General features: G+C 45.9%; 13 protein-coding genes. 2 read left to right on the top strand and 11 right to left on the bottom strand.

The features are described from left to right. From PN462_RS23165 to PN462_RS23135, 7 genes are all read right to left on the bottom strand, one after another. Positions 1-836, bottom strand: an 836-nt coding sequence (locus PN462_RS23165; RefSeq protein ID WP_272131232.1) for a tetratricopeptide repeat protein, incomplete at its 3' end; no start/stop codon positions are given. Between the two features lie 236 nt (positions 837-1,072). Further along, positions 1,073-1,249: a hypothetical protein gene (locus tag PN462_RS23160; protein WP_272131231.1), complete on the bottom strand. Its 177-nt coding sequence runs from the start codon at positions 1,247-1,249 to the stop codon at positions 1,073-1,075. After that, positions 1,249-1,464, bottom strand: coding sequence for a hypothetical protein (locus PN462_RS23155; protein ID WP_272131230.1), 216 nt, complete (start codon positions 1,462-1,464; stop codon positions 1,249-1,251). Before PN462_RS23155 ends, PN462_RS23160 begins: the two co-directional genes overlap by 1 nt. Then, positions 1,461-1,646, bottom strand: a complete 186-nt coding sequence (locus PN462_RS23150; protein ID WP_272131229.1) for a hypothetical protein — start codon at positions 1,644-1,646, stop codon at positions 1,461-1,463. Before PN462_RS23150 ends, PN462_RS23155 begins: the two co-directional genes overlap by 4 nt. A gap of 82 nt (positions 1,647-1,728) precedes the next feature. Further along, positions 1,729-3,639, bottom strand: a complete 1,911-nt coding sequence (gene dxs, locus PN462_RS23145; protein WP_272131228.1) for a 1-deoxy-D-xylulose-5-phosphate synthase — start codon at positions 3,637-3,639, stop codon at positions 1,729-1,731. Positions 3,640-3,766: 127 nt separating this feature from the next. Continuing rightward, positions 3,767-4,366 carry a methyltransferase domain-containing protein gene (locus PN462_RS23140; protein ID WP_272131227.1) on the bottom strand — a complete coding sequence of 200 codons (600 nt, stop codon included), beginning with the start codon at positions 4,364-4,366 and terminating at the stop codon, positions 3,767-3,769. 95 nt (positions 4,367-4,461) lie between these two features. Next, complete coding sequence (locus PN462_RS23135; RefSeq protein ID WP_272131226.1) at positions 4,462-5,223, bottom strand: proteasome-type protease; 762 nt, start codon at positions 5,221-5,223, stop codon at positions 4,462-4,464. 357 nt (positions 5,224-5,580) lie between these two features. On the opposite strand from PN462_RS23135, the gene PN462_RS23130 reads away from it, so the two are divergent. Next, on the top strand, positions 5,581-7,557 hold the full coding sequence (locus PN462_RS23130; protein WP_272131225.1) for a serine/threonine-protein kinase: 1,977 nt from the start codon (positions 5,581-5,583) through the stop codon (positions 7,555-7,557). Positions 7,558-7,624: 67 nt separating this feature from the next. On the opposite strand, the gene PN462_RS23125 is transcribed toward PN462_RS23130, so the two are convergent. Further along, positions 7,625-8,971, bottom strand: coding sequence for a Mur ligase family protein (locus tag PN462_RS23125; RefSeq protein ID WP_272131224.1), 1,347 nt, complete (start codon positions 8,969-8,971; stop codon positions 7,625-7,627). 99 nt (positions 8,972-9,070) lie between these two features. Between PN462_RS23125 and PN462_RS23120 the strand changes: the two genes are divergently transcribed. Further along, complete coding sequence (locus PN462_RS23120; RefSeq protein WP_272131223.1) at positions 9,071-10,621, top strand: DGQHR domain-containing protein; 1,551 nt, start codon at positions 9,071-9,073, stop codon at positions 10,619-10,621. Positions 10,622-10,639: 18 nt separating this feature from the next. Here the strand turns inward: PN462_RS23120 and PN462_RS23115 are convergent, their stop codons facing one another. From PN462_RS23115 to PN462_RS23105, 3 genes are all read right to left on the bottom strand, one after another. Further along, complete coding sequence (locus PN462_RS23115) at positions 10,640-12,043, bottom strand: ArnT family glycosyltransferase (RefSeq protein WP_272131222.1); 1,404 nt, start codon at positions 12,041-12,043, stop codon at positions 10,640-10,642. Positions 12,044-12,152: 109 nt separating this feature from the next. Then, positions 12,153-12,836, bottom strand: coding sequence for a lecithin retinol acyltransferase family protein (locus tag PN462_RS23110; protein ID WP_272131221.1), 684 nt, complete (start codon positions 12,834-12,836; stop codon positions 12,153-12,155). 47 nt (positions 12,837-12,883) lie between these two features. After that, the coding region (locus PN462_RS23105) for a Uma2 family endonuclease (protein ID WP_272131220.1) at positions 12,884-13,158 on the bottom strand (275 nt) is incomplete at its 5' end.

Raw genomic sequence — 13,158 nt, 5'->3', positions numbered from 1 at the left:
GAGTAAACCTTACCAATATTATTGAGGGTATTGGCTTCTCCTGCGTCATTGTCCACCGCTTGCCACAAAGGTAAGGCTTGGTTGTAGAACTCTAGGGCTTTTTCTTTTTCTCCTAAATCCGAGTAAACCTTACCAATATTATTGAGGGTATTGGCTTCTCCTGCGCGATCGCTCACTGCTTGCCACAAAGGTAAGGCTTGGTTGTAGAACTCTAGGGCTGTTTCTTTTTCTCCTAAATCATCGTAAACTCCACCAATATTATTGAGGGTACGGGCTTCTCCTGCGCGATCGCCCACTGCTCGTGTCAAGAGTAAGGCTTGGTTTAGGTAGTCTAGGGCTTTTTCTTTTTCTCCTAAACTATCGTAAACTAAACCAATATTATTGAGGGTAGTGGCTTGCCAAGTCTGAACCGTTTCTAGGTCTTCTCCCCTCGCCTCTTGGCCTAACACCTGCCAAATCGCTAAAGCCTGTTCGTAATGTTCTAGGGCTTCAGGATTGGAACCTAATTTATGGTAAGCAAATCCCGCCCCAACTCTAGCAATACCCTCATTCAACTGATCTCCCGCCGATTGAAATAAGGGAATCGCCGCTTCAAACTTCTCTATTGCTGCTTGCAACGATTCTGCCGTCCCTTGTTGAAACAGTTGTAAACCTTCTTGATAAAGCCTCTCTGCCTCCTCGACTTGGCTATTCTGCGCCACCCTCTCCGTCGAGAAACGCCTCTGGGCCCGTTCTAGGGTTTCTCGCTCTATTGCCCCTCCTGCCTCAACTCCCCCCACCACGGGAAGCAACACTCCCAACACCAACAGACTCCGAATGACCGAGACACGCTTCATTATCTTTCTACCAAAAACTTCCTCCCTCCACACTAGCAAACTCATCACCAGATGTCCCGTTTTTTCACCGAATACGAATGTCTCCTTTTTAAGTCCCTGATTTCCTAGAGTCCAGAACCTTTGCTAAAGTGTAAAAAAAACCCCCAACAGAATCAAACGATGCTCACCCTAGAAACAGCAATCCAAAAACTCCAAAAACTCACCCCAAACCAGATCAAGTAATTGAATTAATTGAATCACTGGAAAAGCAAACCCTTCACAAACCAACACCCCACTCTCCCGACAGTCAGCCCGATGCGGAGCGTCTCCGGAGAAGAATCGCCAATTTTCAAAATCGTAATATCTGGTAATCGCTTGCGTAATTCATCTTGGTAAAGAGGCGGTAAATTTTCGTCAATGAGAAACTGAAACATTATTTCACTAAACTTCTCTCAGCTTTGAGTTGACGTAATCTTTGAATATAAGCCGGAGGATTTTCATCTTGTTCTTGTTCTGATGTTTGACAATAGTCAAGCCAATCACTCATATATTGGGTAACTTGGACAGGTTTACTCAGAAAATAAAGAATCGTCGCATAAATTTGTTCTAACTGAAGATTAGGATAGAGTTGCACTTCGTTGGCAATCAAAATTTCTCCGGTTTCGGAGAGGTAGCCCGAATGAGAACATCTCCTTCTCGACTCACCCATTGAAACTCGGAGGAAAAAATGGCTTGAGATTGGAGATTGGGGTTTTGTGTCACCCATTGCACCCAACGGTTAGGGGATAAGCTAATCAGTCGTTTGCTGCCGATATCAGCTTTTTTGGGCATAGTGCTTGCTGCAATCTTAGAACTCAGTTCGCACCATTGTAGAATATGGGGGTGGACAACTCATCCACCCCTCATCAGGACACTATCCCACAACCGTGGATAACTGCTCACTAAAGAAACGTTTTAACAGCGTTTCCGCCATCTGGGACGGAGTTAAGCCTAAATCTCCCTTAGACTGATCTGGTTTGGCATGATCCACCAACTGATCTGGAACCCCAAAGCGTTTAACCGGAACTAACACATCATGATCCTGTAACGCTTCCGTTACCGCAGAACCAAACCCCCCCATTAAACAGCCTTCCTCTAAGGTGGCCACTTTCCCAATTCGTTGGGCCAACGGCACAATTAACTCCGTATCCAGAGGTTTTACAAACCGGGCATTCACCACCGTTGCCGAAATCCCGTGTTCACCGAGAATTTCCGCCACCTGTAGAGCCGGATACACCATTGAACCATAGCCCAACAGTAACAGATCATCCCCATTGCGGAGAATTTCCCCTTTACCAATGGGGAGACCTTCCCAACCGTCTTCCATGAGGGGAACACCCACCCCACTGCCACGAGGATAACGCATAGCGATCGGGCCCTGTGTATGTTCAATCCCCGTCACCAGCATTTCCTGTAACTCGGATTCATCTTTCGGGGCCATAATGGTCATATTAGGCAGACAACGCAAATAGGCGATATCATACATCCCTTGGTGAGTTGGACCGTCTGCCCCCACAATTCCGGCCCGATCTAAACAGAAAAAGACAGGCAACTTCTGAATACACACATCATGGACAATTTGATCATAAGCCCGTTGTAAGAAAGTGGAGTAAATCGCCGCCACTGGACGCATCCCTTCACAGGCCATCCCTGCGGCCAATGTCACCGCGTGTTGTTCGGCAATGCCCACATCAATATATTGCTTGGGTAAGGTTTTGTGGAGTTTATCCAGTCCCGTCCCCGTGGCCATAGCGGCAGTAATACCCACAATTTTGGGGTTATTTTCCGCCAGTTTGGTGAGGGTATGGGCGAACACTTTGGAATATCCTGGCGGGGTGGGTTTGTTCGAGGGGTAGGCTTTCCCGGTTTTTAGATCAAAGGGTTTTTGGGCGTGATAGCCAACTTGGTCTTTTTCGGCAATTTCGTAGCCCTTCCCTTTAACCGTGGCAACATGAACCAGAACCGGCCCCGGCATTTGATGGGCTTGTTGGAAAGTGGCCATCAATTCTTCGAGGTTGTGGCCATCAATGGGGCCAAAGTATTTAAAGCCTAATTCTTCGATGACTGCCCCAACTTTGGGAACAGCAAGACGTTTCATACTTTCTTTGAACCGTTCCATGTCGGGGGAAAAACTATCACCGAAGAAGGGAATATGTTTAAATTGTTCTTCGAGATTATCAGACAGGAATTGCACTGGAGGGGAGAGGCGCACTTTGTTTAGGTAGCGGGAAATTGCGCCCACGTTGGGAGAGATGGACATTTCGTTGTCGTTGAGAACAACGAGGAGTTTGGTATTGGGGAGATGGCCTGCGTGGTTGATAGCTTCAAGGGCCATCCCGCCTGTGAGTGCGCCATCCCCGATGACGGCGGCTACTTTGTAATCTTCCCCTTGGCGGTCTCGGGCCAACGCCATCCCTAATGCAGCAGAAATGCTGGTGGAGGCGTGTCCGGCCCCAAAATGGTCAAATTTGTTCTCACACCGTTTCAGATAGCCAGCAATGCCGTCTTTTTGGCGGAGGGTGTGAAATTGGTTGTAGCGTCCCGTGAGCATTTTATGGGGATAGGCTTGGTGGCCTACATCCCAAATGACTTTATCTCGGTCTAGGTCAAGGGTTTGATAGAGGGCAATGGTCAATTCAACAACACCGAGGCCGGGTCCAAGGTGTCCCCCACTGGCCGCAATGGTTTGTAAATGCTTATCCCGAATTTGCCGCGCAACGTTCTCCAGTTGCCGAATATCGAGGCCATGCAACTGGTTGGGATGGGTCAGTTCACTTAATTGCATACTGTGATTGTCTTGAAATCTTTATAAAGTAAGTCGAGCCTATTCCACACTTTAAAGGATTTTGCAAGGTTAGGGTGGAGTTTTGCTACGATCTGTTATCTTTTGCTAAAAATTGAGTGAATTAGGTCTATTGGGCAATAAACCAACCAAAATGTTCTTCTCCCTGACGACTGGAGACGGATTGAGTGACGGGGTGTAGGGTTTTGATGGCAAAGTGGGGCTGAAAGTCGTCTTGCAGTTCGGAGGGGGTGACACCAAAGGGGGGGCCTCCAGGACGCGAATGGGTGAAGAAGATGCCGATGAATTGGCCTTGGGGTTTGAGGAGGGAGTGGGCTATTTGGACGTATTCTGGGCGTTTTTCGGGGGGGATGGCGCAAAAGCAGGTATGTTCTAGCAGATAGTCGAATTGGTGGCTGTGGGTTTTGGGGAGGTGGAAGATGTCGGCTTGCTGGAAGTGGGCGGGAATGTTGTGGGTTTGGGCGAGTTGAGTGGCTTCTTGAATGGCGGAGGGGGCAAAGTCAAAGCCTATAACTTCAAATCCGGCTTCGGCAAAGGGAAATGCGTCATAGCCTCGCCCACAGCCTAATACGGCCATTTTTCCTCGTGGTAAGGTTTCGTTTTCTTGTGCTAAAAATTCTCTGAAGCCAGGGGCGGGTTGTCCAATGTCCCAACCTGTTGTTTGATTTTGATAGCGGTTTTCCCAAAAGTGTGGTTTGGTGATGTTCATTATGGGTGATTGGTAATTGATACTTGGTAATTGGTGATTGGTGATTGGTTTATGACTCCCTGTTCCCTGGTTCACAAATAATAAATAACAAATAACTAATCCATTAAAATATCGCCAGCTTCTTCGGGGAGTTCCCATTCTAGGTTGGGCATGGCATCGAAGGCGTTACGGAGGTGTTCTTCCCAGAGTTTGCGCATTTTGGCGAGGTAGGGAGAACCGAGGCGAATTTGGAGGCGGTGGCGGAGTAATAAACTGTCTTTTTTGTACATCATTAAGTTGATGGGGGGACCGACGGAAAGGTTAGATTTCATGGTGGAGTCGATGGAGAGTAAGGCGCATTTGGCTGCTGCTTCTAAGGGGGTGTCAAAGGATAAGGTGCGGTCTAAGATGGGTTTGCCGTATTTGGTTTCGCCAATTTGTAAAAAGGGGGTTTCTGGGGTGGCTTCGATACAATTTCCTTGGGAATAGACTAAAAAGAGTTTGGGGACTTCTCCGGGGAGTTGTCCGCCGACGAGGAGGCTACATTGGAAATCAATTTGATCTCGTTCTAACCATTGTCGATCAGAGTCTTGGATGTTGCGGATGGTTTGCCCGACGTAACGGGCGACATCGTACATGGTGGGGGCGGTGTGGAGACTTTGGGGTTCTTGGTTTTCGATTTCTCGTTGTAAGCAGGTGATGACGCTTTGGGTGACGGCTAAGTTGCCGGAGGTGCAAAGCATGAGTATTCGTTCGTGGGGAATGGAAAAATCAAAGAGTTTCCGATATACCGAAATATAATCAACCCCCGCATTGGTGCGCGAATCGGCGGCCATTACGATACCCGCTTGGTTGAGAATTCCTAAACAGTAAGTCATAAAGTAGTTGTGCTGGGGGCTGGTTCTGAGTGTTCCTCAATTAGAGTATCATTTCCGGATTAGGGGTGGGGAGGCTTGGACTGTTTTAGGGGTGGGGAGAGGATTTACAATCAGGGAGATGGTTGCTTCTCGGCAAAAATACAGGACAATAGATAGAGATGCCCGGTGCTATGCCTGAATGGGGGTTGAAGACGCTTGGGGAACAGATCGTGAGGGAAGTGATTCAAGGGGTTAAAGGGAGAAGGTCTAGAACCCGTTATGATTTTGGTGGGTGCTGTCGCAATTCTTCCTGAGAATTGGTGCTAACTCGCTTAAATATCTTGTTACAAGAATGGGGAGAGGAGTGAATTTTTCAGTATGGTCAGTTTTGTAGAAGTTGGGGCATTATTGAGCGATCGCTATCATATTCTCAGAGAACTGGGCAAAGGGACGATGGGTTGCACTTATTTGGCGGAAGACCGTCAACAGGGGAATGCGCGTCGGGCGATCAGTGAGTTTCGCGTAAATCTTCCCCAAGAGGCGTTACGTCAGAAGGCAGAACAGTTGTTCCGTCAGGAAGCGGAGATTCTGTCCCGTCTTGATCATCCTCAAATTCCCCGGGTTTATGAGTTGTTGTATTTACCGGAGGAGGGACAAGATCGGGTTTTGGTGGTGCGGGATTATGTGGAGGGACAAACCCTGCGCACGTTGTTAAAAGCGCGTTGGGTGCAAGGCCGCACGTTTAATGAGATTGATGGGTTGCGCTGTTTACAGCAGTTGCTTCCGGTGTTGAATTATCTTCATTCGATGGGGATTATTCATCGGGATATTGCGCCGGATAATATTCTGTTGCGACAAAAGGATAATCGTCTGGTGTTGTTTGATTTTGGGGGGATTAAACAAATTTTGACGACGTTGGAGACGGAACGGACTGATCCTTCGACGAATCCCCAGGCGACGACGTTGGCCCATCGGTTGGGACGACCGGGGTATGCTCCGCCGGAACAGTTACGGAAGGGGATTATTTATACGTATAGTGATTTATATGCTTTGGCGGCGACGGTGTTGGTGTTGTTGACGGGGAAAGAGCCGTTGGAGTTGTATGATGAGAGGTCTCAGGGGTGGACGTGGGATGCTGAGGTGGAGATCAGTCCCCAGTTGGCGGAGATTTTGCGTAAAATGTTGGCCCAGCAGCCGAGCGATCGCTTTCAGAATGCGTATGATGTTCTCAAGGCGTTGCGACAAGTGCCGAAACCTAAGACTCCCAAGGATGCTCAAGGGAAGGAGAGTCAGGAGAATCTCCCGGCCAGTCCTCCTTCGTCTTCGTCTGCGTCGGGGGATCAGAATACGGTGAAAACGGTGAAGCGGTTGGGACGGTTGTTGTTACAAACGATGGGGGTTTTAGGGTTTACGGTTGGTGCTGGGGTGGGGGGTTGGTTTTTGGGTCAGACTTGGTTAAAAAATCAGGTGAGTCAATCGTCTCCCCGTCCGGAGTTGGAGGTGTCTCCGGTTGCGTCTCCGGTGGAGGTGGAGGTGGAGGAGAGTCCTGAACCGTTGAGTTTTCCGCCGTTGGATGACCCTGAACCTGAACCGTCGGACCAGTTACCTCCGGCAGAACGGGAGCGAAAGTTGGCGTTGCGCGATCGCCGCTTAGAATTAGCCATTGATTACGAGTTTTTCCAGTCTCTCCTCAATCAACGGGTGTGGGCCAAATACCCAGAAATGGAGGGACAAACCCCAGATGAGAGCGCGAGTGATAAAATATGGCGCGATCGCTGGGATGAAACCGCAACACAACTCTTAGAAAAACTCAGCACCCTCGGAGGAGAAGCGAGACGGGGGTTAGGCCGTTATCGTCAAGTCGAGTTAGAACGAATGCGGCAAGAATTAACCCTCCTCAATTTAACCCCACCCACCCTAAACTTATTAGCCGATGCGCGATTTTTCCACCTTTTCCCAGAACAACGAGACAAGGAGTTTCAATACCGTCCCATTGGCCAAATTTGGCGTGCGATCGCATTAGATAAACTGCAAAACCTACAAGCCGAAAAAACCCTCGAAACCGTCGTATTTCCCCCCGGAGAAACCAGCCAAACCGTCAAGGGAGAACTAAACCCCGGAGACGGCCAAGTTTACTTAATGAACTTAGGGGAAAATCAAAAATTGTCTGTAACAGTTGTTACTAATCAAGCCGTAAAATTCGCCATTCACGGGCCTAACGAGCCATTATTTACCAGTAAAATCGAGGAGAGAACCTGGTCTGGAACATTACCCAAAACCGGCTATTATCAATTAGTCATAACCTCCCGTTCAGCCCAACCCCTAGATTATCAAATCACAATATCAGCACAGTAATTTTTGTTGATTTTTGGTTGCTGGTTATTCGTTGTTGGTTAAATTACCAATTACCAATTACCAATTATCAAAGAATCTGCCGTCCTGTCAGTAACTTACGAACTTCCAACATTGCTGAATAGGTCGGCAAAATGTGTAACGTTTCGTGGCTAGGCGTGCCATCTAGGGCAGTTTGGAGAGCTTTAGACAAATTTTCCTCAATCACCAAATTGACAGGGCTTCCTGCGTCTCCTAGGCTGTCCTGACTGTACTTGAGACGGAGTGCCATATCATAAGTTCTATCACCACTTACAATAATAGTCCCTCCTGATTTTACCAGCGTTTCCGTATCCACATCCCAAATCCAAGAAACATCCGTTCCATCCGGGGTGCGGTCATTTAAAAGAATTAAACTTGTAGAAGACTTTCCTTGTTTTTTCAGCGTATTAACTGCCCGAATAGTCTCATTCATACCCACCGGATTTTTAGATAATAAAATGCGGATATGTTTCCCTTGTACCGTCAATTCTTCAGCCCGGCCAAACGCTGCCTTGAAACTACGAATTGTTTCGTTAATGGCTGCCTGTTTTACCCCAATTTCTAAAGACAAAACCCCCGCCGCTAGGGTATTATATTTATTGTAAACCCCAATTAAAATTTGTCCCCAGTCGGAACTATTAAGCATTAATTTGGGCTTGGAAAAATCACAGCTAGGGCAAGTATAATCCCCTAAATGCGAGAGATAGACCCCTTTATAGTCTAATAAATGCCCGCAACTCGGACAGTAAATGGAGTCAACTGCGTGGGGAATAGTCTCTAAATATAATTCCGGTTCATTTAAGCCAAAATATACAACATTTTGTGATAAATTTTGCCCTAAATAGGCGAGAGTGGGATCATCAGCATTCAAGATAATTTTACTCTCTTGAGGAAGGGGGTTAATTGCCTGTTGCCAGCGATAACTAATGGTGTCCACTTCCCCATAACGGTCCAGTTGGTCACGGAATAAATTTAACCCTAAAATATATTGAGGGGTACAGTCTTTTAAAACCAAGGGTAAAACATTCTCATCGACCTCTAAAATGGCGTAATCGGTCGTTAAACGGCCAATTAAATTAGTATCAGCTAAAAGTGCAGTAATTAACCCATTAATTAAATTAGCACCTGTGGCATTATGGGTGACTTTTTGTTCTTGGTTTTCGAGGATAGTTCGCAGGAGTAAGGAGGTGGTGGTTTTCCCATTTGTGCCTACAATGAGAATAACCCCTTTATTGACTTGTTCAAAGAGGAGAGGGAGGAGTCGGGGATGGAGACGACGGGATATTTCCCCCGGTAAGACACTGGCCGCACCTAATTTTAAGCCTTTGACAATGGCGGTGACAAGTTTGGCCGTTGCCACCGCGAGTCCTAAGCGAAGTCGGTCTAAAATTTGCATAGGGGTAATGGGTAATTGGGTAATGGATTTTATCCTAAACCTGTGGTATTCTCAACTATCCACTATCAACTATTAACTATCAACCATTCACTGCTTACTGTGTTAAACTCGACAGACCCAACTCAGTTAACCCACCTGTTAGATGACCTCCTCACCCAGTCTCAGTCACTGCTGGTTCAGAAAACACAGATGGGGAGTACCGAGGGATATATTGGGTCTGTCCCCCTCGAATGGGTCGCGCAGCGTGTACAATTTGCAGCAGAACTTCCCCTATTTCAGCATAAATTTGACCCCAAAACCCATAATATTATTCGGGATGCGGAAACCCTAGAACAGTTGCAGCAACGTCCCCTAGACTGGTCGAGACAAGCAAGTTTAGTCCAATATTTGGCCGTCCGTCGTCATCATAAATTTCCGGCCTTGTTGGTGGTGGTGAGTCCCCATTGGTGCGATGATCCCGATGGGGTAGAATGGGACGGGAATGGACAGGCCAAGCAGTCGTCTGCTACGTTTACGCCTCTTGATCGTGCAGCGACTACAGGATTACTCAATTTAGAGGATAACATCTCTCTGTTCGCCCTTGATGGTCAACACCGCTTATTGGGGATTCAGGGACTGATCAAATTATTACAGACGGGACGGTTAGACCGCTACACGAAGACGAAGAAAATTACGGGACCGGCTTTAACTCTCGATGGGTTGAGTCAAGCGTATGATATTGAGAGAGAGTCTCTGCAAACATTATCCCAGGAAACCATAGCAGTGGAGTTTATCCCTGCGGTATTACCGGGAGAAACCCATGAGGCCGCGAAACGACGAGTCCGGTCGATTTTTGTCCATGTTAATCTAATGGCCGAACGTCTCAGTAAGGGACAGTTAACTCTATTAAATGAGGATAATGGCTTTGCAATTACAGCGCGACAATTAGCTATTTCTCATCCTCTCCTCCGAGAGTCTCCCCAACATCCCCCTCGCGTCAATTGGGATAGTGGGACGGTTTCCTCTAATTCTACTGCATTAACGACGTTACAAGCCTTGGAGGATATGGCGACTTGTTATTTATCCCCTCCTTATCCCTACTGGAAACCTGGTGAAAAGGGGTTAATTCCCTTACGGCCTGACAGTGAGGAGTTAGATGCAGGACTCTCGCAACTGCAAACTCTGTTTGACTATTTAGCGACTCTCCCTAGTTACCGTCAACTTGAGGATGGTATCCCGACTCCGGAGTTACGTCATTTTAGCCATGAAAAGGAGGGGGGAGACGGCAATTTGTTGTTTCGTCCGGTTGGCCAAGTGGCCTTGGTTCAAGCATTGGGAAGTTTGGTGTATCAGTCTAGTTTGTCTTTAGAGGAGGTTTTCCAGAAGTTGCGTCGTTTTGATGCAGGGGGAGGGTTTAGCGGTATGGATTACCCCCAGTCTCTATGGTATGGTGTCCTCTATAATCCCAGTAGGAAGCGAATCCAAGTGTCTGGGAAAAGTTTGGCGAGTCAATTAATAGTTTACTTAATTTTGGGGTCAAGAGACGAGTTTGCAACTATCAAGCTGCGAACTCAGTTTGCTAAAGCAAGGACGCTTGCAGAAGATCAGGCTATTAATTTAGCCGGGACGTTGGTTTCTCCCAAAGAAATTGAACTCCCAAATGCTATTTAATTCATTAGCAATTCGCAATTATTTTTGGACATAATGTTGGATTTGCTCTTGATCATGAATTTTTGTGAAATTTGCTTGCAAATAGGGATTAAGTGGAGCTTTAACTGAAGGGAAACGACTTAATATATATTGTTCGGGTTGATACTTCTCCACCACTGAGAAAATAAAGTCTGGGGTAACTTTTCCAGCGGCCACCCGCTTTCTCGAAAAGGTAGCAATTTCTGGGGGAATTTTCAAGTCTGCATATACTCCATAAATGGGGAGATCGGTAAATAACCAATGGGTGTTTGCTTGATGTTGTTTAACGGTTTCTAAGATTTGCCAATGGACGGTACTTTGTTGGATAAATTGCTGGTTTTGGAGGTGAATGAGACTGAGTTTAATGGGGGTGACGAGAAGGGTAAAAAGAAGCGCGATCGCAGCCATTTTTCTCGGAATAATTTTACCCCAATTTCTCTGCCTCCATTGTAGTCTAATTTGCTGTTTTTCATATTGTCTCACTGCCACTTTTATCCCCGCAGTTGCTAACCATGTTAAGGGGATTGACAAAAGCAAATAATGATGATACCAAATCGGCTTATGATTCACTAAAAGCACTGTCACTAAAACCAACCAAACTAGCGGAAATTGTAATAATTTTTGCGACATTTTAGCGGGTTGTAACTTATAGCGAATTAACCCCAATCCAGCAATAGACAAGAAAACGGTATCAATTCCCTGTAAATAGAGTGCTATCACATCTTGCAAGCTATGTTCATTAACAAACTTGTCTTGCAAATTATCTTGTACATGAAAATTAAAAAATTGTTCAAATTGTAAAGCATTCAACAGTAAACTAATTAATAAATACCCTAACCCTAAATTCGCTAACCACTGAAAAAACGGCCACCACAAAAGACTTCTAGTTTTAGATATTTTACCCACGGTCAACCAATAAAAGGCAATCAGGGGAACCAGAAAAAGTGTAAACATTTTAACTTGTAAAGAGGCCGCCAAAGCAAGACCCGATAAAGTTGTAAAATAAGTCTTTTTGTGTTTATAAAAACAGAATAGAAAATAAACTGAAAGCAACGCTAAGGCAACCGAAGGAAGTCCAATCATTACAGAAACACTGAAGCGCAAAAAGTTAATCGAAATAACCAATAAAACTGCGCCAATTACTGCATAAATTTCTCCCACTGTTTGCCGAAGTAACTGGGTAAATGTCCAGACTAACAGGGTAGCAAACCCCAACACCAGCAAGCGAGCAATAATAACACAATTTTGCCCATTCTTCAGAAAAAAGGCTAAAATAACAGTGAATAAAGGGGGTTGATCTGTCCAAATCTCTTGATAGAGTTGAAACCCCTGATTATACAAAATTGCTTTAATTAAATTAATCCCTTCATCGGTATCAAACTGAAAGACTTCAGTGATCGGCATTACCCAAAGTGCCACCCCAAGAAATAAGCAAGGCAAAAGCACATTAAACCCTAGATTAGTCCATAAATAAGAACGCTTCACAACTGGTAGATCACCCCAAAAGTAGTAACTAATTATTCATGATCAACATTTCCTTTTTTAACAGATTTTCCGTCATGCGGGCCAACTTATCTAACTTAGCCTCTAAATCTTTTGCTTGTTTATGATAATGGAGTTTACGTCGGATGGCCTCCCTTGCCAAATCTTCGCGATCGCGCTTTAATGCCTCCATGGCCACTCGATGCCATGTTTTCGTTTCCTGTACCGCAGTTTGATACTGGGGTTGGATATTATCCCAAACGACTTTAATATTCCCCAAGGCTTGATCCACCATCTTTTTAGCATTAATCTGATCCGTAGAGCGTAATGCCTCCTCAACAGGTTGCTGGAACTGTTCCGGGTTGGTTTGGGTAATAAACGGGATAAAATCCTGAACTTGTTGACTCCAACTGACTCCCGTTTTACACCAATTGGCAAAATGTTCACAATTATTGAATAAAAAATTATACTTGCGTTCCCCCAATCGACTAAAAGCGCGTTCAACGACCACATCGGGGATAAAATGGGTAGGATAGTCCTTGACATAGACTTTCTTCCCCTGAGAAAACGTCAGCAGGGGAGTTCGTTCAATCACCTCACTAGGTTTCCGATAGTGAACCACCGTCCCGTCTCCACAGTCAATCCCATGGTGTTCATAAACCCCCGTCAGATTGAAAAAAGGCCGTAACACATAAATCTGATCCCCTCGTGCCATAATATCTTTGCTGAACGGACAACAATAATGATAAGGGAGAGAACACTTTACCGATCGATCCATAACCTGCGGAGAGATAAACTAAACCCCGGTAATACAGTTTCACCGTCTAAACTATCCGGTTGAATGCGTTGTTCGACTTCCTGACTTGGACGATAAATCTCAACGGTTGGGTCCTGGGGATTGATTAACCAACCGAGACGCAAACCGTTTTCGAGGTATTCCTGCATTTTCCCTTGTAACTCTCTCAGGGAGTCAGTTTTTGAGCGTAATTCTAAGACAAAATCGGGACAGAGGGGAGGAAAAGTGTCTTGTTGTTCGG

This window comes from Spirulina sp. CS-785/01 (assembly GCF_028330525.1).
Lineage (GTDB): Bacteria > Cyanobacteriota > Cyanobacteriia > Cyanobacteriales > Spirulinaceae > JAQMSD01.
Note: the sequence above shows the minus strand (reverse complement) of the source record. Positions and strands in the feature narration are given on the sequence as shown.

Coding starts and splice junctions, on each gene's coding strand:
- PN462_RS23160 (WP_272131231.1), bottom strand. CDS start 1,249: ATGTTTCAGTTTCTCATTGACGAAAATTTACCGCCTCTTTACCAAGAT.
- dxs (WP_272131228.1), bottom strand. CDS start 3,639: ATGCAATTAAGTGAACTGACCCATCCCAACCAGTTGCATGGCCTCGAT.
- PN462_RS23130 (WP_272131225.1), top strand. CDS start 5,581: ATGGTCAGTTTTGTAGAAGTTGGGGCATTATTGAGCGATCGCTATCAT.
- PN462_RS23135 (WP_272131226.1), bottom strand. CDS start 5,223: ATGACTTACTGTTTAGGAATTCTCAACCAAGCGGGTATCGTAATGGCC.
- PN462_RS23150 (WP_272131229.1), bottom strand. CDS start 1,646: ATGCCCAAAAAAGCTGATATCGGCAGCAAACGACTGATTAGCTTATCC.
- PN462_RS23140 (WP_272131227.1), bottom strand. CDS start 4,366: ATGAACATCACCAAACCACACTTTTGGGAAAACCGCTATCAAAATCAA.
- PN462_RS23110 (WP_272131221.1), bottom strand. CDS start 12,836: ATGGCACGAGGGGATCAGATTTATGTGTTACGGCCTTTTTTCAATCTG.
- PN462_RS23115 (WP_272131222.1), bottom strand. CDS start 12,043: ATGCCGATCACTGAAGTCTTTCAGTTTGATACCGATGAAGGGATTAAT.
- PN462_RS23125 (WP_272131224.1), bottom strand. CDS start 8,971: ATGCAAATTTTAGACCGACTTCGCTTAGGACTCGCGGTGGCAACGGCC.